This is a genomic window from Lysinibacillus fusiformis, assembly GCF_002845985.1.
In the GTDB taxonomy this organism is placed as follows: domain Bacteria; phylum Bacillota; class Bacilli; order Bacillales_A; family Planococcaceae; genus Lysinibacillus; species Lysinibacillus fusiformis_D.
Window position 1 is genome coordinate 88,779 of sequence record NZ_PDFK01000003.1, and the last position, 23,438, is coordinate 112,216.

Genomic DNA, 23,438 nt, shown 5'->3' on the forward strand with positions numbered 1-23,438 from the left:
TACTCTCACTAATAGGAGGGAGCAGGCTTAATGATTGAAATAATTTATGATACGAATTCACTCGAAGGTTCATGTTATATCGAGATTTTGCCAGATCAATACAGGGGCGAATGCTGGAATAGTTCTTCTATTTACTTTACCGAAGACAACTTCGGATACATTTTGCCTGCGATCGACAAGCACTACAAGAAATTCGATTATTTTGCTTTCAATGAAATAGAGGTGGGTATATGGGATCTAATCAATCAGGAATTGGAAAGAATGAAACAATTTTTAAATAGTAAGCCCAATCCTAATTCATTAAAAGAGGGTATAGGATTTTTATACGGCTATTCAGAGCAGGAGTTCATAGAAAACTATGATACTAATGTCCAACAGCTAATTACTATGATAACGGAATTTCAATCTTGGATCATGCAAAAAAGATCAACAACCCAGTTCATTTCTGTTTTGGGGATCTAATCTATAAGACAGGTGTGAAACGACACCGATTCAAGGATTCCACTGTTCATTTTTTCCTGAAACCCGCACACATGAGATGGAGTAATTAATTAATCGAGTCATATGTAGGCTATTCAAAGAGGGTTTGAAAATTAGAAATTCCACTTTGTAAATTTAAAAACACCCTCTAATTATTTGGAGGGTGTTTGAATGCTAATTAGATTGAATTTCGATAAGCGTTTAATGTTGAATTGTGCTTAGTGTTTGATAAAATTTTTTGGAGATTGTGTTTCCCCCATGGTCCTAATGTTTTAGCACTAGAGCCTAACAAACCATCCTTAGCAGCACTTTTAAGTGTTTCAATCTGTTTAGCAGAGAGTCTGGAGGTTTTGCTTTCTTCAATAATTTTACTCACACTGTTAATTCTCTCTTGACCCTTTGTAGAAGAGTTATTAGCTTCATTGCCAGTCTGTTTTGTTAACCCATAATACTTAGATGAAGACCGACGTGCCATTAAATATTGCATGTTTGAAAATTGAGAAGAGATCATAATTGAATTTACTCCTTTCTATTAAATAATTTATGAATCCATTTTGTTATCGAACAAAATCTGGAATAATTTAGTGTCTGTACATATTTTATAGACAAATATGTACATTTATTGAATTGATTTGAGCCTGGGCGTTTTTGTTTTGATGAAAAAGCAATATCGATTGTATAAATTCCATTTTTGGATGTATAACGACCCTAGATAAAATAACTATCCGTTACACAAAAAAATTCGCATTTCTCTCTAAAACTCATGAAATTGAATAATAAGTATGTCTTTGTGCATTCGTAAAATCTTGCTAAAATATGCTTTGCGAATACATATGAAAGAGGGTAAAAGCATGAATACTTATGATGAATATAAGCGTTCATGCTTTTTTGTTCCTTGGTATATCAACGTTTGTAGAGGTTAAATTAGTATGGTTTTTGAAAAAAGTCACGAAAAGTAAACGGAAATATATATATTGTCCTTCTAAAATAACTCAGAGTAAACGCTTAGGGAAATATATTATTATTTGGATCCAATGTAATTTTAGTAGAATGATATTGGTAAATTAAGTATAATATTAATGGGTAATGAGTAATGAGTAATTATGGGAGGTATGACAAATGGTATATGTTGATAAAATTTATGAAGCCGATAAAAAAGCAATAAATCATCAATTCGCAACCAAAATATTGTATTTAATGGATGATTTGAGACTTAATGCTAACGAAAAAAATTCGAGGCGTTGGATATGGGAACTCCTTCAAAATGCAAAAGACGTATCGTACGAAAACAATAAAGTATCTGTTAGGATAAATTTAGATAAAACTAAAAAAATATTAGAATTTAGTCATAATGGTAAACCGTTTACGTCAGAAAATATTACATTTTTACTTAAGCAAGTTTCTACAAAAGAAAGAACGAAAAATGGAGAAAACAAAGAAACTGGTAAATTTGGAACCGGTTTTCTTACTACTCATTTATTATCTGAAATTGTAGTTATCAATGGGATTTTAAAAGAACCAGATGAACCATATAAACAAGTAGAAATTAAACTCGACCGAAGTGGGAGGGATATTGATACTATAATTAAATCAGTTGAAGCTTCATTTAGTCAGCTAAAAAAAATTGACACCTCCCCCAGCGTAGAGGATTTTAACCCAAATAAATTAAATACTGTATTTACATATGACCTTGATGAAAGAGGTATTGAAATTGCTGAACAAGGTTTAGAGGATTTACTTAATAATATTATATTTACTTTAACTTTATTACCAGAAATCAAAAGCATATATATTGAAAATTTAAATACTAAATTTGAGTTAGAAAGGGAAGTTATTAAATTAAGTGAAAATATAGCTATTAATACTGTAATAGAACAAACTGGTGATAAAAGAAATGAATACAAGATTCTAACAATAGCTAAACATAATGTAACCCTGGCTCTCCAAATTGAAGAAATACAAAACAAAATTTTTATTAAAGAAATTAAAAATACTATTCCTAAATTATTTTGTCATTTCCCATTAATTGGTACTGAAAGTTTCCCGTTCCCTTTTATAATTAATAGTCCTTATTTTAATCCAACTGATCCTAGGAATGGGGTTTATTTAAAAGATAGTAATGAGGAAAAAATTATTGAGAATGTTACTATTATGTCTATTGCTTTAGAGTTATATTGTGATTTATTAAACTATGCTTCAAAGCATAATTGGGGGAAAATGTATTTATTTGCATCAAGTATAAACTCTTCAATACATGAGGACTGGCTTTCAAATGAGTGGTTAAAAAAAAATATCACGGATCCAATAAAAAATAAACTATTGAATACCCCGATTGTTGATACCCTTAAAGGAGATAGAATCTCTATACTTGATGAAATAGGAAAAACTAAGGTATGGTTCCCTTCACATAATAACTTAAAAATAAGAAGTAAGATATGGGAAATAAGTAGTTGTTGGATACCAGAAAAACTCCCTGTACAAGAGGAAATAGATAATTGGTATCAGGTAATGTGGAGTGATAAATATAATTTAACATTAAAAGTTTTAACTTCTAGTTTGCAAGAAAGAAAAAATATAGATTATCTGGCTTCCGAATTAATTGATATAGCAGCTTTTGACTGGATTAATCTTTACTTTGAAATATTAAATGAGGAAGGTAAATTTATTAATGAAATTATTGGAGATAAATTTGCTGTAATACCTAATCAAAAAGGTCATTTTAAAAAAAGAACGGAACTTAATTATGATGAAGAAATTGATGAGGAATTAAAAAATGTACTGGATATTTTAGGAGAAGATTATAGAGAAAGATTATTAAACAGAAAAATTCATGTAGGAGACCAAATTTTATTATCTTCAAAAAATCAAAAAGATGCTATTAATAAAATAAATGAAATAATTTCCTATGACATTAACTTAGAAGCATGTTTTTATACAGTTTCACTTTTCAACTTTGAAGACGAGTTTCCAAAGATAAGAAATGATATTTATGATTTCTCCAAGGATATCTTTAAAGATAAAATACATGATAAAAGTGAAATATTAAACTGGTCATTAGATATTTGGGAAAATATTGATAAAATTGTAATTGAGTATTTAGTAAATGAAATATCTAATTATAAGAACATCGAAACATTATCTGAGGTTTTGAATACAGACCAAATTAGTACATTAAAATGGCTTAATAATTTTGTTTCATTTCTAAATGAAAATCAATACGATTATCATGTTAATAATGGTGATAAACCAATACTACCAAATCAAAATGGTGTTTTCCATATTAAAGACAATTTGTTTCTAGATGATGGTACAACTGAAGATTTTTTAAAAGATATATTAAGAGAATTGGGATTGGATATTAGAGAAAATTTATTAAGTAAAGAAATATTTTTAAAATTACCTGAAAATAGAACGAAAAATCAAACAAATATTGCTGAAGATATAACAAAATTAATAATTGAGCTGAATCGTGATGCATCAGAAGATGAGGACATAAAACAGGTTCACAAAAAAATATTAATATGGTTTAAGGATAATCAAGATTTAGCTAAAGAACTTTTCCCAGAACTATATAAAAATAAACATAAATTATATGATGATACCGAAATAGCTGAAAGTATGGAAAAAGCGATAAAATATGATGAGATAATGGATAAGTATGATATTCAGGACTTTAATAGTTTAGAAAGGATACTTGAAGTAAAATTATCTCAAATAGAAGAAAATCAAGAATATAAACAAAATTTAACTGAAGAAATCTTAATACAATTAGGTATTTTTTCACAAACAGAATTAGATGCAGCTTTTAGTAATAAGTTGTTTTCAGATAATTTTATTCATTTATCAGAAAAAGATCGAATCAAATTTGAGTTTGTTCAGAAAATTATTAATCGCTCAATTAAAAAAGTATTTGAACATTTAGAAACTAAATCAGAATACGATGTAAGTGATCCTGAAGAAATTTCTAAAACAATTTTTTCGGTTACTAAAAATGGAGAAGATATTTATCTTATAATAAGACCTGCTGATTATGATCAAGTAATAATTTATTATGATTCTGAAAAGGATATACTTGATTATGAAAAAGATTGTGAGTTATGGATTGCTGATGAGAAATCTCCACCTCAAAAAATCACATTTGGGAAAATGTTGAAAATCACGGGGCTGAATAGAATTCCACTAAAAAAAATAATATAAGGGGATATATATTTAAACATGCATGATGAGCTTTTAGACCTTATTCAAAAAAGAAATTTTGATTCAATAATATGTAATCCTGTACTAATACCTTCTAAAAGAATGGCTGCAATAATTAGTGGGCTCTCAAATACAGAAGGTGGATATATAGTTTTAGGTGCAATTCGGGAAAGTAATAGATTTGAAATTGTTGGTTTAAGTGATGATTTTAATACAGAATCAATTATTAGTAATACACTAAATTTATTAAGTCCAAAACCAGATATACAAATCCAAAAAATGTTTATGGAAAATAAGAATATCTATGCTATTAAAGTTAAGAGATTAAATGAACCAATATTGTTTAATGATAATAAGTACATTTATGAGCAAAGCGAATTAGTCAAGTGCAAAGGGGATGTTGTTTTGGATAAATCAAAAGTATTTATCGTTCACGGTCATGATATTTTGGCTAAAGAAGAAACAGCTAGATTTGTAGAAAGTCTAGGATTAAAAGCGATAATATTACATGAGCAAGCAAGCAGTGGCAACACTATTATAGAGAAAATTGAAAAGCATTCTAATGTAGGATTTGCAATAGTTTTATATACACCATGTGACTTAGGTAAAGCAAAAAATGATCATGAATTGAATCCAAGAGCTCGTCAAAATGTTATATTTGAGCATGGCTATCTTATGGGGAAAATAGGTCGTAACAATGTTTGTGCATTGGTAAAATCACAAGTTGAAAAACCAAATGATATTTCTGGTGTAGTTTATGTTGAAATGGATACAAACGGGGCATGGAAGAATTCACTGATAAAAGAAATGATAAGTTCTGGATATGTAATTGATGCCAATAGACTGTTTTCATAAATAGAACTAGAAATATAACAAATGTAAAAAGCCAGAAAACTATTCTGGCTTTTACAATTTTTAAAATTACACAATTAAATCTTGCATTAAATACTATATTTAAGACTCAATAAATTATAGTTTAGTTTTGAAGATTAGTTCTTCAATAATTCTGTAAACTTATCATACATTTTCTCAGTAGCAACTGCTCGCATCCCAGAAGTAACATGCAAATAAATCTTAGTGGTAGTATCAGAGTTTTTATGGCCAACACGATTCATAATGAAATTTAAGTCGACACCAGCCTCTGCCAATAAACTTATATGAGTATGACGGAGGATGTAGGTACGGAATTGTTTTTTGATGTCGGTGTTGGCACCAAGCCGTCGGACGGTTTGGTTTAGCATCTTGACAGTAGGAGGGATGCCTTCCTTGTCACCGAATATAAAATCTGATTTTATCCATTCACGATCTTTATGCCATTGGTAGAGCTGTTTTAATTTTTCTACCACAATATAATCAATATCCACAGAGCGGATACTACCAAATGTTTTTGGGGGAGTAAGCTCGAAGTCACCTCGTACGCTTTTTTTCGCATAGACGGTTTTGTTGATATGAATAACCTTCTTCTCTAAATCGACATCTTCATATTTTAGAGCAACAGCTTCTCCTGGGCGCATTCCTGTAAAAGCGATACTGTAAATCAAAGTGCGATACATGTTATTACGGTGCTTGTCCACATAATTTAAAAATTCCTTCAGTTCATCCGTCTCTAAATATAACTTTGCTGTTTCCTCAGTAGTAATTTCCTCTAAAGTCATTTTCTTTTTCGGTACAAAAGCAGCTTCTGCAGGATTCATCTCAATCAAACCCGTTTCTTTAGCATAGGCAAAAATCATTTTTGCTGCATTATGAGTGCCACGTAGCGTATTAAAAGCTGTGCCGTTTTCAAATAGATGATTGAATACTCCTTGTAATTCAATTGTTGAGATGGCAGTCATTTTCTTTTTCGCTATGTAACGATTGAATAGGGAAATGCAGTAGGCACGATGTTCATTAGTCGTTTCCTTATTACCTTTCATCCGATAGAGCTTCAACCAATCTTGGCTGAATTCATCAAATGTAATCTTTGCATCAAAGGTATATGCTTTCTTTAACTCAACAATAGCTTTTCTACTCTTTCCCGAGCTTCGCCTTTACTTTTACCACGACGTGTAATTTGTGAAAGTTTACCAGTTGAAGAGTTGCTGGGGCCCTCACCAGTACAACGCCATGTAGTCTTATTAATTTGAACGAAATGTACTAGTTGTCACCACCTTCATGAATTACATCCCAGATTATTTTTAGTTTTTCAACATCTTGCTCATTGCAATAGAGAAGAGACTTATACCATTGCTGTAATGTGGGATTGTGAGCAAAAGGTTCTTTTAATGCTGGATTATAAAAAGGGTTATCCGAGAAACCTACCACTTCTATTAACTTATAATAATCATATTTATAGGCGTTAGCGATTTGTTGCAAAGTTTCTGGTGTAGTTTGGGAAGATTACCAGTGCGACGATCTTTTCCTCTTTCAAGCATAGCTAAGTAGGAATACGTAATGTCCATACGTTTTGCTGCATCACGTAAACCCTCATCACCAAGGAGTTCCTTTAATAACTTACCTAAGCTCAATTTATTCACCTACATTTCAATAATTTTGAATGCCTATATCTTTTTATTTCCAACTATAAAATAAAGTCAGATTGACTGCCCATTCCAATTCAGAATAAGTACCATTTACTTAGATACTGTTCTAACCGCTTGCGGGCAAAATCACATTCCACATTAAATTGCTCCTGTATATATTCGACAGTGAGATTATTTGGCTCTATTTCGTCCAGCATGAAAGAGGGGACACAGGCATGATACATAAAATGGTTTGCTTTGTTCTCCTGGTATTCTCGAAAAAGGGGAGACATACGTCCTTGATGACCAGTATGTAAAAGTACATGTGCGAAAATTCTTACCATTGTTGTTTAGATAGTCGTTCATTAATAAAGATATATGCATTTTCTTTTAAAAAGAGCGTTTGGCTTTTATCAGTCCAATAAAATAAATGGATTCCAAGTTTAAAAGCATCTTTTGATAATCTAGTTGTTGGGATGTTAATATGCCCATACAACTATAAAATTTCAGGATAAAATCCTCTGTGTGTAGAGTAATCCATTAAATCAACTCCAATCAAAATAAGAACGTTTGTTCTTTACTGTAATAAAATATTATTTGCTTTTTGTTAATCGTAATTATAGAACAAATGTTCTTTTTGTGATAAAATAGAAAAAATAATTGTAATTTATATTATTGAATCAAACAAAGTAGTTGTTTAATATTAGATAAGGAGGAGGGAGGAGAATGAAGAAAATTATTTTAATATTGGCATGGATTACAACGGTCGTATTAATGATAATAAACATAAAAATTAATCCGTCTTCTTATTTTGCTAATGGAACTATAATTTTAGGTTGGTTATTATTTGCATTACAATTATCATGGAATAAATCCGAATGGTTTTATTTAACTTGTAAGAATCTTTGGTATAAGTTCACTAATCCTGAATGTATTTGGAATATGTCTATTGAATATTATGGTACTTTTAATGAACAAGTATTTGAAAAATTAGATCAGATTTTTCTAAATAAAGAAAGTAGTAAGGTTCTTCAAGTAAGTAATGTTCGCAGGATTTATAAAGTAGGGACTTTATCTTTCGAAGTAGTAATTGACCGAGAAAGTATTAGGATAGAGCTTAGTGATCTAGAGGTATCGTATAGAAGATCAACACATATTATTAAAACCGAACTAGGAAATATTTTGGAGGATATACCCAGTAAATTAAAAAACGATCGTTGTGAATACTATTTAGATATATATTTTAAAGGGGAAAATCCTTATTATGGATTATATTTAAGAAGGCTTGATATTAGGGATATTGAAACTTTTAAAATTCAATTTAATATACAAAACGAAAAAATAGTAGTTAATAAAGAACGAATAAGTATAAATACAAATAGCTTACAAAGTTTAAGAAATTTCTCAGAGGAATATTTAACAATATCCCCACGCTAAATTTGAACTGCTCCCCAATTGTTAGACACATCTAACAATTGGAGGAGCAGTTTTTATATGGCTAAATATACATCAGAAGAAAAATTACAAGCAGCCCTACGCTACATAGAAGGTAAAGAAAGTTCACATGAAATTGCTAGATTAATTGGAACAGATCACAAAGCGATTCTTAATTGGGTGAAACAATATGAGTATAGCGGCGTAGAAGCGTTTATAAAACGATATACAAATTATTCGGCACAGTTTAAACTAGACGTACTAAACTATATGATTGAAAACGGTACGTCCTTACTTGAAACGACAGCTATCTTTCATATAGCTACTCCTTCTACACTTCGTTTTTGGAAAAAACAATTTGAAACAAAAGGATTCGATGCCCTTCAATCAAAGAAAAAGGGGCGTCCATCCATGAAAAAAGAAATAAATAAACAACCAAAACAAGCACCAGTAGAAGGCTCACCAGAAGCACTTCAAGCAGAAATCAATCGTCTACGTATGGAAAACGAGTATTTAAAAAAGTTAAACGCCTTAGTTCAAGCCAAGGAAAAATCACCAAAGAAGACAAAGTAAAAGTTATCTATGAATTAAGGCATAAATACTCGGTGAAGGCGCTTGTAGCGTTCGCAGAAATTCCACGTAGCACGTACTATGATTTAGTAAAGAAGATGAATCGTCCCGATCCAGATGCCGAGTTAAAGGCCGAAATTCAAGAAATCTATAAGGAACATGAAGGCCGTTATGGCTATCGTCGTATTCGTGATGAGCTAGCGAATCGTGGGCAAAAAGTGAATCATAAGAAAGTGCAACGCCTGATGAAAGCGCATCGTTCGTATGAAAAAATATAAGTCATATAAAGGGACAGTTGGTAAAATTGCGCCTAACATTTTAGATCGCAATTTTACAGCAAAAGCGCCTAATGAGAAATGGGTAACAGATATTACGGAGTTTAAGTTAATTGGTGAAAAGCTTTATTTATCTCCTGTTTTAGACTTATTTAATGGCGAAATTATTACGTATACAATTGGCTCTAGACCTACATATTCGTTAGTTTCAGAGATGGTAGAAAAGGCTTTAGAGCGGTTGCCAGAAGAACACCAGCTCCTCATGCATTCCGATCAAGGCTGGCATTTTCAAATGAAACAATATCGCCACGCCCTTCAATCAAGAGGGATTGTGCAAAGTATGTCGCGTAAAGGCAACTGTTACGACAATTCTGTCATGGAGAATTTCTTTGGCATCATGAAGTCGGAATTTCTCTATTTAAAGGAATTTAAAAGTGTCGAGCATTTTAAAAAGGAACTCGAAAACTATATAAACTATTACAACACGAAACGTATGAAGGCAAAATTAAAAATGAGTCCGGTGCAGTACCGAACTCATTTTACCCAAGCTGCCTAAACGAAATAACCGTGTCTAACTTTTTGGGGTCACTTCAATTGCGTGGGGTTTAATTAGTTTTTGAAATAGATCATTAACTAAGTCAAGTTCCTCTTCTATTGTTTTAAAATTATTAAATAATGTAATAGAACCTTTTTTTGAAATAGTTATTGAATATTCAATATGCTCTTTACTAACCCATTTAATTGTCATCGATGAAACTTTTCCTGTTTTAATGGCATCTTTATATTCATCACTCATGTGTACATTAGGACCAAAGAAGCCTGCTGTTTTTAGGTGTTTTCCTTTTAATTCTGCAATCCATGCTCCAGAAATTTCAGGAACCAATTTAATTATTCTCTCAAAACTAATGTCATGAGGTTCAAGTTTATACTCTTTTGTTGAATTAATTTCTGTAATAAATTCAAGTGCGGCATCAGTTTTAACTTGAACAAGCGCAAGATTATTTTCTCTATGAAAGTATGTTGAAAAATCCATAGGTTCAAAATATCTAGTAAAAGGTTTATCGAAGACTTTTCCAACTTTATTATGCACATAATCATAATGACATTGAAATAAAGAAAAACCTTCGTGAAAGTTTTCCTCAATAAGTTTTAAATTTACTTCAGGTGTCCCTTCATCTTCTAATAATTTTATTTGAGAAGGAACAAAATAGTCATCTTCTTTAAATCTTATTGAATTGCATATTAAAAATGATTTTGCAGCCAAAAAAATACCTCCATCAAATGTATAATTATAATTGCAGTATGTCCTTTTCAATCTAGTTTTTATATTTTCTCAGTTGTAAAAGTAGCTGATGACCATTGTATATAAAGACATTTTTATGAATTAGCTTCTTACTACCGTCCTCACATGTACTGGATCATTTTTTCGAGATAGAAGTGTTAGGAAATCATCTTCATAGATAATTTGAAGGTCAAAACCTTTATCGATTAGCTCTTGAGCTTTAATTTCTTTTGTACTTTTTCCCTTACTACCAACTAATTTTTTGTCTTGTTGTCCTAAAATAAGAAAATCAATTTTGCTACTAACGCCACTTTTTAATATTGCACCACAGTTGACTGCTAATTGCGCTGCTTTTGTTCTATCAAATGCTTTTAACTCGCCTGAAAAGACCAGCTTTTTGTCAAAGAGTGGGTGAGTGGTATCGAAAGCGTTGGTTGTTGGTTGTATGTCTGTAATTTTCGTTGAACGGAACTTACTTTTCCCAAATTCATTTGGTGCATTAATGACAGAAAAGGCTTTGATAGGAATATCACGATAGACACGAAGGTATTCTTCGACAGTTGGAGTACTTGTCGCTTTTAAACTGTGTAAAACCAACTCAGCACAAACACGAGCATCATCTAATGCATGATGATGATTTTCCAAGGGAATACTGAAATATTCTGCACGAGTCTTTAAAGAACGGTCAAAATCCCCTCCATATACCCGATTTGTGAAGGGTATTGTGCAAAAATAATCGAATTCATTAGCTTCAATATTAAAGAAGTCGAGGCAGCTCTTTAACACACCTAAATCGAATTGAGCATTATGAGCAACAATATAATAGTCCCCATTGAAATAGTGAGAAATTTGAGGCCAAATTTTATGAAATTTTGGTTTAAACATGACATCAATTAATGCAAGTCCATGAATAGCTTTATTAGTTGGATGCATTTCGAAAACGGCTGGACACATTAAAAAATAATGTTCATTTATAATTTTATTATCTTCTACAACTACTAGTCCCAATGAACAGGCACTATGACTTTTTGGTGAAGCCGTTTCAAAATCAATTGCTACGAACCCTTTCATTTCAATTGCTCCTTTTATGTGTATATTTTGTCATGCGTAAATATATCTATTAATATGTCAAAAAAATAGTCGAGAAATGATAGTGATTAAAATCACTGTACTTCCACCTATTGCATCAAATTAATTAAGTTCTTTAGTATAGTGATTTCATCTCATTCTCCATTGGTTGCTAGTTAGATAAATATGCATAAGTATAGTTTTACTTTTATATGGTGCTGCTGCATCAATTAGTTTTTTATTAATCAAAAATTAACGTGTGATTTACACTGATTATTCGGGAAAAGATTAGTATATAATCCAATTTTTCAAAGTATATTTAGGAAGGAGAACTTCTACTAGTCGCGAATTCAACTAAATCTTCGTAGGGTATTCTATCCTTGTCAACAGCACGACTTATTAAAGCAGATACATCTAATTTAGAAGCATCTTCAGGTACATAAATACCTAAACTATAATTCTATTTATCATTATGTTGGTTGTTCATAATAGATTCTAATCCATTATTCTTTGCTTTAACAACGGCGACTACTTTTGTAATAGCCTCAATTTGATGTGTGGAAATAGATTTTGTTTGGTAATTTTTAATTTTAAATAATGAATAGTTCATACAAACTCTCACCTTCAATAAACACTATTGTGAATAAGTTAACCATTAATGTTTTATATTTACATAAATGAATAGTAATAAAGGACATACTAGATAAAGCATGTCCTTATTTCATATTGACGAAGCTCGAATAACAGCTCCTTCATCTTCATGTAAATGAGTAGCTGTCTGTTAGCATGCGCAATATCAGTAGTATCTTCGAAAAATCAGTTTTAATGTAACGATTGTTTTTGAATTGTTTTTTTCCATACACATTACTTTTAAAAGGGTACTTATCATATCTTACCCCTCGATAACATTATAGTTTAACTAATCATTAAACGGAATAGTTTAAATAAAAAGAAATTCTAATTTAACTAAAAGTGAAAAATCTATTTTGACGTAACTTTTGAAAACTGGTATTAATTTTTAATACTAATTTAAACGAGATATTAAAATGACTTTTATTATGTACAATCCATATTTATAGTTGCTTCTACATTATCTAATCCCTCATCATCATGTATTTCCTGCAAATGGCTAAGCAATTATGCAGCCTTCAATTCCAAATAATATTGTAAAGGATGATGATAAAATGCAATTTACGAATGAAACAATTAAAGCTGCAGTGCGTGATTTAATTAAACAAGCCACAGACGAAAAATTAATTGATAAGTCATGGTTAGATAAATTTGACGCTAGAGTGTTGACAGGTGTCGATTTTGAAGGTCTTAAAATTATCATGGCACAACGTAGCGTTTAATATCAAAGACCGTTCACTTAATTGGTGAGGGGCTTTTTATTTTGAGTATCTGAAACGCATTTTACTGTCAACAGATATTTAAGTACAAATTATTAATTTATGATTACAAAATGAATAGATACTACAATGTGTTTAAAGTCAAGGGGTATCTTTTAAAAACGCTGGAAATGAAACATTAGTATTACCAAATTAAATAGGAAGCGCCAAAAAATGGCGTTCTTGATGGCGTTATGTGGCGGTCATTGTAAATTTAATGTAAATTTAACGCCAAAAAGTGGCGTGATTCAACAATGGAAATTGAAGGGTTTTGAATGATAGGATGTTAGTAACTCGAGGGTATGTTTACTATAGTAATCAATTTGTTAAGAGAATATTAAATTCGTTAATTTGGAGGGTAAATATATTGAAAAAGTTTATTATTAGTCTAATATCTACATTTATGTTGTGTGCAATGATTCTACCAAGCATAGCTTTTGCACAAGAAACTGAAATACCTGGTAATGGATGTGATGAATTTCCTGAAGAACTAAATTCTAACACTCTGATTGATAATATTGGGAATGATGAGACAGTACAACAATTTTGGGTAGGTCCTATATTTAGAGTCGTTTTACAAGCTGGAAAATATATTTCAACAATGAATAGAACAGGTAAGGTAATAAAAACTGCTAGAAATGTTGTAGCTACAGAAGCTCATATTTTTTCAAAAAAGCATCTTGATGGGGGTATACTGAGATTAGGAAAGGATAGACAGCAAATTGTAGACAGAGGGATTGATATAATTTCAAAAAATGACGACAACGGAAAATTGAAACAAGGGCATAATCAAATTTGGACAAATATTAATAATCAACCTGCCGAAGTAAGATGCTTTGTTAATAAAGATGGTCAAATAGAGAGTTTTGATATGTTCTTTCGTGCGGTAAGTCAGCCTAAACCAGGGGCAAATTTGATTATCGACTAAAAAAATGAGGATGAAAATTTCATGAAAAAATTGCATTTGAACGGACATTCACTTTCACAAAATGAAAATATATTATCTTTCGCAAGTTTTTCTGAAGATGAGAATAAAACTTACTATTATCAATATAATGGTGAAGATATAAAAGAAATATCAAGAGAATCGTATGCGAAAATTAAATTTGATAATAGATGGGGTATTATATCTAGTCAATTGGAAGTATCAAACTATTCATATCTAGAAAGTATAGCAAAATGTTGGATAAGTGAAGGAGGAAAAAGAAAGTTAATTAGTCTTAGTGAATACTATAATAACACGTATGGTGAGGATTGGGGAGATAACTACGATTTTGATATAATACCAAATAATATTTTTTCTGATGTTACTAATTTTATGACATGTGCTATACGAAATGAAACGATTTGTCTTCTCTGGCCCCATAATATCATATTGCACTTTAATGAGCATGATCAGCTTGTGCAATATATTTTGTTGGAAACCTCTGACTATTATGATACATTACATAATATTTGTTCAGATGGACAAGCAGTCTGGAGTGTATCCCCGACTATGAATTCTGTTGTAAAATTTAGATTTCCGAGTTTTGAAATAGAAAAAATCTACCGTTATACTACTGATGTAGAACTTGCACGAAATCCAGAAGCTATAAATGATGATCTCCATGTAATTTATTGTGAAAATGAGCTTATAGGTTTACAATACCCAGAATATATTTCTTATATTAATGAAGGATTTTATATTTGTGATATGGAAAATAAACGCATTGCAACTTTAAATCCTAACAGTGGGAAAATTGATCCATATATTGCTCTGAATTCTAAACCATTTGAATTTTTAAAATATAAAAATCAATTTGTTATTCAAACAGATACAGGAATATATCTATTGAATGAGAATGAAAAGAATGATTTTTTTGATTAAAAACTCATTAATTTGAGCTGATCCCCTTTTTGTAGACAATGTTACAATACTTACAGTCCGCTGTAGATAACATTTTCCTTAAAGGGGGTTTTTCTATCTTGAGAAAAAGATACGCATTCAAATGAGTTGGAGAAGTAGTACAGGCTTATTTGGCGGGAGAAGAAAGGTATGCAAAAGATAGCATAAAAATACAATATTTGTAAGGTTTCGCAAGTAAAGGTATGGGTGATGATTGGTAGCCATTCATAAAGGTAATTGCCACTATAATCCTGCATGGAATCCTTCTTCTCACATTTTAAAAGCGAGTGTTTGTAACTTTCACAAGATCAATCTAAAGACGAAATGATCCGAGCTGTTGAGCAGTATATCTACGTTTATAACTATAAAGCTCCCAATAACGACTCAACCACCTGACACCGATAGAATATCGACATCAGATGGCCACTTAATCTTTTTAAAACTGTCTACTTGACGGGTAGCTGTTCAGAGTACAAGCTTGGGCTTTTTTATTTCCATGAAGATTGTGGAAATTCATTTTTTAGGTAAGTAACGACTTTAAATAAATTCATTCTCTGTTACAAAAAAGTCACACTTCCCCCGAAAACCCTCTAAGTTCAAACAAAAAGCATGTCTTTGTACATTCACACAAAACCTTGCTATAATAAGGTTTGCGAATACATATGAAAGAGGGTAAAAGCATGAACGCTTATGATGAATATATGAAGCAGGTTGTGAAGCCGATGCGTGAGGAGCTAGTGGAGGCTGGATTTACGGAGCTGACAACGGCAGATGCGGTGAATGAGTTTATGGCAGAAACGAAGGGGACTTCGTTAGTGGTTATTAACTCGGTATGTGGATGTGCGGCAGGACTTGCTCGTCCAGCAGCGCGCGAGGCAATTGCTGCGGTGAAGCCTGACCATCTTGTGACGGTGTTTGCAGGACAGGATCCAGAGGCGACTGCAGCAATGCGCGGTTATTTTGAAGAGGTGCCACCGAGCTCACCATCTATGGCAATTTTAAAGGACGGGGAATTGGCTTACTTTATTCCACGTGAACAAATCGAGGGATTCCCTGTGGAGCAAATTGTCTCTCATTTAACTGGCGTGTTAGAGCAAACATGCGAGAACTAAAAACGATTGTGACGACAGCGGGCAGACCAGACGAAGTATCGATGGCGCTCGCTGCTTTTGCGTGTCAAATATTAGGTGCTACATTTGAGCCACGGAAAAAGCGCTCTGTTCGTAAGATTTCACAGGAGTTGCAGGCACATGTGGTGGTGGCGGGGAAGAATCGCTATGAATATTATGCCTATGAGGCACAGGAGCCCTTTTTCTTTCATCCGAATTCTGCAGCGTTTCGACTAAAGCGTGTTGCTCGTGGTGAGGCAGAGCCCTTTTTGGAAGCGGCACAGCTTCAACAGGGTGATTCGGTGTTGGATTGTACATTAGGTCTTGCGGCAGATGCTATGTTAGCGGCTTATATCGTGGGGGAGACAGGCCGTGTAGTAGGGCTGGAAGCAAATCCAAATGTAGCGTTTATTGTCAGTCGGGGGACGCAAACCTATGATACGTCCGAGTTACCATTAACCGCCTGTATGCGACGAATCGAGGTAGTTCAGGCTGAAGCGATTGCTTATTTAAAAACCTTGCCAGACAAGGACTTTGATGTGGTCTATATGGACCCGATGTTTGAAGAGGTCATTGAAGAGGCGAATAATTTTCAGGCGTTACGGCTCGCGGGTGAGCATGTTACATTAACGGATGAATGGGTCTATGAGGCCAAGCGTGTAGCGAAAAAGCGGGTGGTATTAAAGGCACATTTTCGTTCGGAGTGGTTTGCACAGTACGGTTTCCAGCAATTGACGAGAGTAACTGCGAAGTTTCATTATGGTGTGCTAGAAGTCTGACCAAGCTCCAATAGATGTAGAATATATGACAAAAGATGTCCAACAGTTCGAAATGACTGACTTGGGCATCTTTTGTCATTTTAATTTTTGTGGAAGCGAAGTAGTAGCGGACATTATAATGCATCAGATATTTGAAAGTGCGAGTGCTACTGAATATTACTCTCCATGATCCTCGGATAGAGCAAGCCTTTCAACAATTTTAGCTTGTGCAAATTTTCCATTAAGTTTTTTTGTTGAGATGGCTATTTATGAAGACTTAAAAAAGTTTATAATAGAATTTATAAAAGCTTATGGAGGGATTGTGATGGAATTGAAGACATGTCCAAATTGTAATAGTCAGAACATTCATAAGGGTATTATTCGAGCTGTTCATGCTCCGCTCCACATGTTTCCAGAAGAATCATTTAACAAAAACGCACCACTTAATTCTCATCTAGGAAATTCCTCTAAAATAACCTCATACTATTGTCAAGATTGCGGTTATATTTTAGGTGCATTTGTAGATGAACCGAACAAACTTATTAAATAAGTTAAGGTTAAGAATGAAACTTTTTATGAAAATCTTAGCTATAAAGAAAACGCCACTATTCGGGGCTTTTTGTTCATTTCACAAAAAATCTCATTATACTAAAATATACGAAATGAAGAACGGGAGAAATTAGCATTTCGTAATACTAGTTCACTAACTGACATTAGGCTTGATAATATGGGCAGTTCATTTGGGGAAAGCTAAAACATTGGTTATTTAAAATAAGATCCTTTCTAAAGAGGAATTTTTATGAGCCTTTAGGTATATAAAATAGAAAGAGTAAAGAGTGAAAAAAGAGTGTGAAATTGTATTTTGTATAAAATATTTTACTTATTTAATTCATTGTGCTATAATAAGAGACATGCTATTTTAGGTAGCATATTTCTGTAATCTGGCATTCTGCTTTTTGTTTTTGTAGATACTTATTCACACTGGCGCATGCTTTGGGGCTGCAAGGACGCAAAAGATGGTAGGGTTTGCGTTGCTTAAGTTAGAAGGCACACAGTGGAATTTTACCGCGGTGATGAAACGAATCTGGTTTCAAGATAATATTCCCCAGACGATTGGGTTGAGACTTTTACAATTTACGAGAATGTTACCTATAAATACTAAAGGGGTAGTTTCGCAATAGCGAGGCTGCCCCTTGTCTAATTTCCCCAGCCTGTCGTCCCTAGCTACGACAGGCTTTTTTGGTATACATTACCGTTTACTCTATACCTTAAATAAGTGATAATAAAAGCATGAATTTTAGTAAGAATCTAAATTCTGACATAAAAAAACTGAAAAATCAAAAAGGTGAGGGATATTTATGGAAACAATGAGCACACAATCCACGAATGTGTTTACACAAATAACAGAAATGGCTGCAGCACGGCAAGAAAATAGGGAACAGCTAGTATCACTTTATTGTCAAGAAAGGCTCCTTTATCGTTTATCTGTCTCATCATATAACGATCAATTTTACTTAGCAGGGGATTTATTATTATTTGCATTAACAGAGGGATTGGTGAAGCCCACAAAAGAAATCACACTACTAGCGAAGCCGAGTGCTCGTCAACAGGAAATAGTGAAACAAGCATTGAAAGAAATTTGTTCGATTGCAGTACCAGAGGATGGCATTGAGTGGAACGCAGAAAAAATAGAGAGTGCTTTAACAGAAGACGGTATTCATTTCACAATACCAGCTACACTAGGCCAAACAACAACATACATAGAAGTAAGAATAACCTATAAAGAAAGTGTGCCAGTGACACCGAAAACCATTATGTTTCCAACCTTACTAGCCAGCGAGGTGGCTGTGCTTTATACATATCCAACGGAATTCGTGATAGCACAAAAATTTATCGAAATGTATCAATATCCAGCCTTAGAGAAAACATCAAAAGCAATGTTGGAAGTTAATCAACTGTTGCAAACCCAAAACATAGAAGGACGTATCTTACAGGCGTATATAGAAGCATTATTTGAGCGCCATCATTTTACAATTGAGCTAAACACTACACTCGAATTAACAGGCGTACTAAAACAATTTTTCAGCCCAATTCATGAAGTGCTATTGGCTGAGCATGAATTTTTCCAGCAGTGGTACTTTGACAATCAGGCTTGGCAATAACGATAGAAACCCGCGGACATTATGTTGTTCGCGGGTTTCTGCATAGTATGAGTAGTTATATGGGAATAGAATAAACATTTTTAGTTATTATCTAACACATCAATGCATTAAGAAGTAGACATTATAAACTAAAAAAGGAGAGCGGATTTATCTATTATGACTGATGAATTTTCTCTTCTAGAATCACAATGGGATTAGGTGAAGAATAGGATAAAGCTGGCTAGCTTATGTGTTCAAGAGATTGTTCAAACAGGCGAATTGCTGTGCAGCCGACAAAAAATATGTCTGAGGCGGGGAAAATTTTGCAAGAGGTATAGTTGGATAAAGTATTTTTGCTTGCCTTGACATCCTCAAATAGTATTTGTTATGTTGTAAATCTGAATGAGAATGATAATCATTGAAGCTGTATGATCTAAGGGAAGGAGCAATCTAATGGACAGGATCAATAATGTTCATTTCGTGGCAATATTATGAATATAAGCGAAGAAATTCAACTGTGGAATCAAGTCGTCATTCGTGTACTGGACATTCGGGTAAAACGACTTGGGCGTGGTGACGAAATTCGTAATTATGTAACACCAGCAAGCACGTTTATGTTTGTGGCAAATGGACGGGCTGAGCTGTGGGTAAACGATGAAGTATGGCTATCCGAACGGTTTCATTTAATACATATCGGCAAGGGGCAGCGGATAACGGTTCAATCTACTGACTTTCTTGACATCTACATGGTTTTATACAATGCTTCTTTGCCAGCTTCAGCATTGCGGGAGTTTCATATGATGATGCAAACAGACAATCCATTTATGAAAAGTTGGGCAGTGTCGCCATCCGAACCGCTCGTTATGTTGGAGAGGCTAGAAACAATGTTGAGCGATTGGCAACAAATAGATAATGGGCAAATAGACAAAGAGAAAGACATGAAGGATGTCCATGAATTAAGAAGATTGAAGGCTAAGGGGGAGTTCATCCGTTTCGTCCATGCAGCGTTACAGGAGCGGATGGAGCTTGCACACGCCCCAACCTTGGCTGAACAAGTTGTCCGCTATATCGCAAGGAATTATCGTGAAATGATTTCCATGGAGCAGTTGGCCCATCAAATGAATTACACCCCACAGTATGTTTCAAGGAAATTTAAAGAGCAGATGGGATGCAGCCCACTTGATTATACGATTCGATTACGCATAGACTTGGCACGAAATTTGCTGTGTGATACCGAAGCGACACTACAAGAAATAGCTGCTTATGTGGGTTATCCAGACACAGTCTATTTTAACCGTATGTTTAAGAAACAAACAGGTATAACTCCAGGGGAATATCGCAGGCAATACCAGTTTGTAGGTTCGAAAGATACTATGAATTGGACAGATTTGTCCATTGTTGCTCCACATCCAGCCATGTATCATTTAAATGGTAATGATATTCATTATCAATTAATGTTAGATGGAGGAAATGATATGGCAATGAGTAAAAAAAATATGTTAGCGATGACACTATTGTGTCTAACAATGGTTACATCAGCATGTGGGACATCATCAGAAGGGACAAAGGGAAATAGTGGCGCAGCAAAGTCTGATCAAGTGAATGCAGAAGCACCTGCCAATATCGAAATGCGAACAATTAAGACCGCTCTCGGAGATGTGGAAGTGCCTGCGCATCCACAACGTGTAGCAGCATCGGCATTTTTAGGTACCGTGTTGGCACTAGACGTCCAACCAGTGGCATCTGATTTTTTATTGATGGAAAGTCCGTATTTAGAAGGGATGCTTGACGGTGTCACTAATGTGGGAGATTCGCTTGAAGCACTGGTTGATTTGAAACCAGATTTAATCATTACAAATATTAATAAAGAAGAAACAGTGGACAAATATTCGCTCATCGCGCCAACAGTGGCTATGCCGTATAATAGCTTTGAAAGTATTCAGGAGGAAATGCGATATTTCGGTGATTTATTAGACAAAAAGGATGTCGCTGAACAATGGATTACCGATTTTGAGAGTCGCACAAGTAAGCTACATGATGAAGTTCAAGCTGTACTTGATGAGGGAGAGACCGTCTCCATCATGCAGGAGTATGATGGAAAGGTATTCTTATTCGGACCGAAGTCTGGACGAGGTGGTCGAATCATGTATGAAATATTGGGCGCGAATCCGCCTGCTACGATTCCCGAACATATGCTAGCTGAATCATTTTATGAATTTTCACTGGAATTGCTTCCTGAATATACTGGAGATTATTTGGTTTTAACAACAGAATCGACATTGGAGGAACTACAGGCTGATCCGATTTGGGGTAACCTGCCTGCGATTCGCGATGGAAAAGTATTCTTGTGGACTGAAAGCCAGTCATGGTTTCGAGACCCAATTGCTGTAGAAGGACAAATAGACAATTTAGCTAATTGGATTCTGGAAGCTGCCAAAACAAAATAGATATTGTAGTGTAAGAACTGACTTATTTAGACCAAGTAGCTGAAAAATATTGTCTTCTTCATAATCTCGTTTTCCTCTATTATTTAAAATGAATTTAATCCCTTTACAGATTCCTAACAAGGCTCTAGAAAGTAACCCATTAAAAGTTGCTTTCTAGAGCCTTCCCTTGTCGCAATTTCCTATGTATAGATTACCTCGTCTGCTGTTTGCCAATTTCTTGCTAAAGTGTTATGAGGGTGAAAAAATCAATAAATTATGACAATTGATAATATCTTCTATTATTTTATTGCCTCCTTCTGCCCTAAATACAAAATAAACAATATATTTAGAGATAGAAACGATTAAAAAAATATTAAATTCAATTCATATTTCTTTATAAAGGATAGTTTTAATCCTATTTTGTAAAAATTAGTGACATTTAATATTATATTTACATTAGATAATCTATTAATATTAGATATTTAATAAAAATATTTAGTAGGAGGGTTTCACAATGAAAAATAAAATAATACTGTATGGTGTAGTAACAAGTACTTTATTGGCAGGCGGTCCCTTTTCTAATAATGCAAGTGCTTCTGAAAATCAAGGACTGACGGGGAATAATATTGGAGTTGTTTCAAGCAACATAAAAGCGGCTGAACAAAGTCAAAATAAAAATAGTGCCTATCAAGATATTGATGAAAGAGTGAAAAAGATGCTGATCAGTGCTGCTTTTGATGGTACAGAATATAGATACCACCATATAAAAGATACCGAATTAAACGGTAATATTATAGAAGGGTCTATGATTGAAAACGCTCAAATTTTGACAATTGGAGAAAATATTTTAGAAAATAATCTAGGGCATGAGGTAACGTTATTTACTAGTGGATATGAGCATGAATTTAAGGAAATGACTAGTACAACCAATACTTCAGGTTGGACATTTGGATATAACTACAATGCAACCCTATCTGTAATGATGGTCTCAGCTTCGCAAAGTTTTAGTGTTGATTATAATATGTCCACTTCAAACACTACAGAGAAATCACAAGTTAGAAAGTTCACTGTGCCTCCACAAGGATTTCCTGTTCCAGCAGGGAAAAAATATAAAGTTGAGTATGTATTTGAAAAAATAACAATATCGGGCAGAAACAGACTGAATGCAGATTTATATGGGGACGCTACTTATTATTACAATAATTTACCGATGAGCCCTCAACTTTTATATTCTGCCATGAACTTTGCTTCAGATACTCAAGGATTTGAACGCGTAATTAGAGATAATGCAGAAGGAAATGATCGATTTGGAATTAGAGCGACGGGCGAAGGACGATTTAGCACAGAATTCGGTACACGTTTATATGCTAAAATAACAGATATTACAGATTCGAAAAAGCCCGTAACAATAGAAACAAAAAAAATTCCTGTTAATTTTGAAACCCTTTCTGTGGCTACTAAAATAATTGAATAAGAATAGAAGCATGCAATACCCTTAGCGTATTAAAAGTAAGGGTATTGCATTTTTATATTGCCTCTAAAAATTGGATAACATTTTACATTATCAAAATTTTTATAGCTATAGGTATGTTACAATGAATGGCAATCGAAACGATAGATTATCAATCAACTTTGTGAACAAAACGCTCTTGGAAAACACTAAATCAATCCTTATCGTTCAGGTTGACTTCATTTTTTGTGAAATTTACCCTGGGAGAAATACTTCGATATTCTTGCCTAAAGCATATGAATTATTTTTTGTGACATTTTTATATTTAAACGAATGGACCGATAAGAATTATGCGTATTTATCTTCTAATTGCGCTACATTTATACAGTGAATGAACCAATATAGAATAATAAACGATGTTATTTTTAGTATTTTTGTTTAATTTAATGAAGATTCGCAATTGAAAATAATAAT

Annotated in this window: 20 protein-coding genes and 1 pseudogene; 14 read left to right on the forward strand and 7 right to left on the reverse strand. The window is 33.3% G+C overall.

Going from position 1 to position 23,438, the window contains the following annotated elements:
- The first annotated feature begins 30 nt into the window (after positions 1 to 30).
- Positions 31 to 462, forward strand: coding sequence for a hypothetical protein (locus CRI88_RS11155; protein WP_089932259.1), 432 nt, complete (start codon positions 31 to 33; stop codon positions 460 to 462).
- A 196-nt stretch (positions 463 to 658) separates the two neighbouring features.
- Here the strand turns inward: CRI88_RS11155 and CRI88_RS11160 are convergent, their stop codons facing one another.
- Positions 659 to 991 (reverse strand): hypothetical protein, encoded by a 333-nt coding sequence (locus CRI88_RS11160; RefSeq protein WP_089932258.1) that lies wholly within the window; start codon positions 989 to 991, stop codon positions 659 to 661.
- A 608-nt stretch (positions 992 to 1,599) separates the two neighbouring features.
- Between CRI88_RS11160 and CRI88_RS11165 the strand changes: the two genes are divergently transcribed.
- Together CRI88_RS11165 and CRI88_RS11170 are read left to right on the forward strand one after the other, a co-directional pair.
- Entirely contained in the window at positions 1,600 to 4,677 is a 3,078-nt protein-coding gene (locus CRI88_RS11165) for an ATP-binding protein (protein WP_089932256.1), read from the forward strand.
- An 18-nt stretch (positions 4,678 to 4,695) separates the two neighbouring features.
- Positions 4,696 to 5,532 (forward strand): TIR domain-containing protein, encoded by an 837-nt coding sequence (locus tag CRI88_RS11170; RefSeq protein WP_089936255.1) that lies wholly within the window; start codon positions 4,696 to 4,698, stop codon positions 5,530 to 5,532.
- Positions 5,533 to 5,666: 134 nt separating this feature from the next.
- Here CRI88_RS11170 and CRI88_RS11175 read toward each other — a convergent pair whose 3' ends face one another.
- From CRI88_RS11175 to CRI88_RS11185, 3 genes are all read right to left on the reverse strand, one after another.
- Positions 5,667 to 6,593 (reverse strand): tyrosine-type recombinase/integrase, encoded by a 927-nt coding sequence (locus CRI88_RS11175; protein WP_089932253.1) that lies wholly within the window; start codon positions 6,591 to 6,593, stop codon positions 5,667 to 5,669.
- A 393-nt stretch (positions 6,594 to 6,986) separates the two neighbouring features.
- Entirely contained in the window at positions 6,987 to 7,184 is a 198-nt protein-coding gene (locus CRI88_RS11180) for a hypothetical protein (RefSeq protein ID WP_089932252.1), read from the reverse strand.
- A gap of 89 nt (positions 7,185 to 7,273) precedes the next feature.
- Positions 7,274 to 7,522, reverse strand: coding sequence for an ImmA/IrrE family metallo-endopeptidase (locus CRI88_RS11185; protein WP_089932250.1), 249 nt, complete (start codon positions 7,520 to 7,522; stop codon positions 7,274 to 7,276).
- 382 nt (positions 7,523 to 7,904) lie between these two features.
- Here CRI88_RS11185 and CRI88_RS11190 point away from each other — a divergent pair, with 382 nt between their 5' ends.
- Together CRI88_RS11190 and CRI88_RS11195 are read left to right on the forward strand one after the other, a co-directional pair.
- Positions 7,905 to 8,615, forward strand: a complete 711-nt coding sequence (locus CRI88_RS11190) for a hypothetical protein (RefSeq protein WP_089932249.1) — start codon at positions 7,905 to 7,907, stop codon at positions 8,613 to 8,615.
- Positions 8,616 to 8,672: 57 nt separating this feature from the next.
- Positions 8,673 to 10,013 (forward strand): annotated as a pseudogene (locus CRI88_RS11195) (IS3 family transposase).
- A 15-nt stretch (positions 10,014 to 10,028) separates the two neighbouring features.
- Here the strand turns inward: CRI88_RS11195 and CRI88_RS11200 are convergent.
- From CRI88_RS11200 to CRI88_RS22480, 3 genes are all read right to left on the reverse strand, one after another.
- Positions 10,029 to 10,721, reverse strand: a complete 693-nt coding sequence (locus tag CRI88_RS11200) for a hypothetical protein (protein ID WP_089932247.1) — start codon at positions 10,719 to 10,721, stop codon at positions 10,029 to 10,031.
- 120 nt (positions 10,722 to 10,841) lie between these two features.
- The gene (locus tag CRI88_RS11205) at positions 10,842 to 11,810 is read right to left on the reverse strand and encodes an exonuclease domain-containing protein (protein ID WP_089932245.1); all 969 of its coding nucleotides are present in this window, start codon (positions 11,808 to 11,810) and stop codon (positions 10,842 to 10,844) included.
- Positions 11,811 to 12,267: 457 nt separating this feature from the next.
- On the reverse strand, positions 12,268 to 12,417 hold the full coding sequence (locus CRI88_RS22480; protein ID WP_170829800.1) for a hypothetical protein: 150 nt from the start codon (positions 12,415 to 12,417) through the stop codon (positions 12,268 to 12,270).
- A gap of 529 nt (positions 12,418 to 12,946) precedes the next feature.
- On the opposite strand from CRI88_RS22480, the gene CRI88_RS22485 reads away from it, so the two are divergent.
- The 9 genes from CRI88_RS22485 (at position 12,947) to CRI88_RS11250 (ending at position 22,988) form a co-directional block, all read left to right on the forward strand.
- On the forward strand, positions 12,947 to 13,159 hold the full coding sequence (locus tag CRI88_RS22485) for a hypothetical protein (protein WP_089932243.1): 213 nt from the start codon (positions 12,947 to 12,949) through the stop codon (positions 13,157 to 13,159).
- Between the two features lie 403 nt (positions 13,160 to 13,562).
- Positions 13,563 to 14,123, forward strand: coding sequence for a polymorphic toxin type 35 domain-containing protein (locus CRI88_RS11215; protein ID WP_089932241.1), 561 nt, complete (start codon positions 13,563 to 13,565; stop codon positions 14,121 to 14,123).
- A 21-nt stretch (positions 14,124 to 14,144) separates the two neighbouring features.
- Positions 14,145 to 15,062 (forward strand): hypothetical protein, encoded by a 918-nt coding sequence (locus tag CRI88_RS11220; protein WP_089932239.1) that lies wholly within the window; start codon positions 14,145 to 14,147, stop codon positions 15,060 to 15,062.
- Positions 15,063 to 15,760: 698 nt separating this feature from the next.
- On the forward strand, positions 15,761 to 16,192 hold the full coding sequence (locus tag CRI88_RS11225) for a BrxA/BrxB family bacilliredoxin (RefSeq protein WP_036122610.1): 432 nt from the start codon (positions 15,761 to 15,763) through the stop codon (positions 16,190 to 16,192).
- A complete protein-coding gene (locus CRI88_RS11230; RefSeq protein ID WP_089932237.1) occupies positions 16,180 to 16,968 on the forward strand; it encodes a class I SAM-dependent methyltransferase in 789 nt (262 codons plus the stop codon). Before CRI88_RS11225 ends, CRI88_RS11230 begins: the two co-directional genes overlap by 13 nt.
- Positions 16,969 to 17,206: 238 nt before the next feature.
- Positions 17,207 to 17,497, forward strand: a complete 291-nt coding sequence (locus CRI88_RS11235) for a PF20097 family protein (RefSeq protein ID WP_254777855.1) — start codon at positions 17,207 to 17,209, stop codon at positions 17,495 to 17,497.
- 808 nt (positions 17,498 to 18,305) lie between these two features.
- Positions 18,306 to 19,109: a nucleotidyl transferase AbiEii/AbiGii toxin family protein gene (locus CRI88_RS11240; protein WP_089932235.1), complete on the forward strand. Its 804-nt coding sequence runs from the start codon at positions 18,306 to 18,308 to the stop codon at positions 19,107 to 19,109.
- A gap of 470 nt (positions 19,110 to 19,579) precedes the next feature.
- Positions 19,580 to 21,535, forward strand: a complete 1,956-nt coding sequence (locus CRI88_RS11245; RefSeq protein WP_089932233.1) for an AraC family transcriptional regulator — start codon at positions 19,580 to 19,582, stop codon at positions 21,533 to 21,535.
- 493 nt (positions 21,536 to 22,028) lie between these two features.
- Positions 22,029 to 22,988: an ETX/MTX2 family pore-forming toxin gene (locus CRI88_RS11250; protein WP_082673669.1), complete on the forward strand. Its 960-nt coding sequence runs from the start codon at positions 22,029 to 22,031 to the stop codon at positions 22,986 to 22,988.
- Positions 22,989 to 23,438 lie beyond the last annotated feature (450 nt).

Bases quoted from the DNA above. Each gene is read 5' to 3' on its own strand.
- CRI88_RS11185 (WP_089932250.1), bottom strand. From the start codon at position 7,522: ATGGTAAGAATTTTCGCACATGTACTTTTACATACTGGTCATCAAGGA.
- CRI88_RS11175 (WP_089932253.1), bottom strand. From the start codon at position 6,593: ATGAAAGGTAATAAGGAAACGACTAATGAACATCGTGCCTACTGCATT.
- CRI88_RS11165 (WP_089932256.1), top strand. From the start codon at position 1,600: ATGGTATATGTTGATAAAATTTATGAAGCCGATAAAAAAGCAATAAAT.
- CRI88_RS22485 (WP_089932243.1), top strand. From the start codon at position 12,947: ATGCAGCCTTCAATTCCAAATAATATTGTAAAGGATGATGATAAAATG.
- CRI88_RS11170 (WP_089936255.1), top strand. From the start codon at position 4,696: ATGCATGATGAGCTTTTAGACCTTATTCAAAAAAGAAATTTTGATTCA.
- CRI88_RS11245 (WP_089932233.1), top strand. From the start codon at position 19,580: ATGAATATAAGCGAAGAAATTCAACTGTGGAATCAAGTCGTCATTCGT.
- CRI88_RS11205 (WP_089932245.1), bottom strand. From the start codon at position 11,810: ATGAAAGGGTTCGTAGCAATTGATTTTGAAACGGCTTCACCAAAAAGT.
- CRI88_RS11190 (WP_089932249.1), top strand. From the start codon at position 7,905: ATGAAGAAAATTATTTTAATATTGGCATGGATTACAACGGTCGTATTA.
- CRI88_RS11225 (WP_036122610.1), top strand. From the start codon at position 15,761: ATGAACGCTTATGATGAATATATGAAGCAGGTTGTGAAGCCGATGCGT.
- CRI88_RS11160 (WP_089932258.1), bottom strand. From the start codon at position 991: ATGATCTCTTCTCAATTTTCAAACATGCAATATTTAATGGCACGTCGG.
- CRI88_RS11235 (WP_254777855.1), top strand. From the start codon at position 17,207: ATGGCTATTTATGAAGACTTAAAAAAGTTTATAATAGAATTTATAAAA.
- CRI88_RS11250 (WP_082673669.1), top strand. From the start codon at position 22,029: ATGAAAAATAAAATAATACTGTATGGTGTAGTAACAAGTACTTTATTG.
- CRI88_RS11240 (WP_089932235.1), top strand. From the start codon at position 18,306: ATGGAAACAATGAGCACACAATCCACGAATGTGTTTACACAAATAACA.
- CRI88_RS11155 (WP_089932259.1), top strand. From the start codon at position 31: ATGATTGAAATAATTTATGATACGAATTCACTCGAAGGTTCATGTTAT.
- CRI88_RS11230 (WP_089932237.1), top strand. From the start codon at position 16,180: ATGCGAGAACTAAAAACGATTGTGACGACAGCGGGCAGACCAGACGAA.
- CRI88_RS11220 (WP_089932239.1), top strand. From the start codon at position 14,145: ATGAAAAAATTGCATTTGAACGGACATTCACTTTCACAAAATGAAAAT.
- CRI88_RS22480 (WP_170829800.1), bottom strand. From the start codon at position 12,417: ATGAACTATTCATTATTTAAAATTAAAAATTACCAAACAAAATCTATT.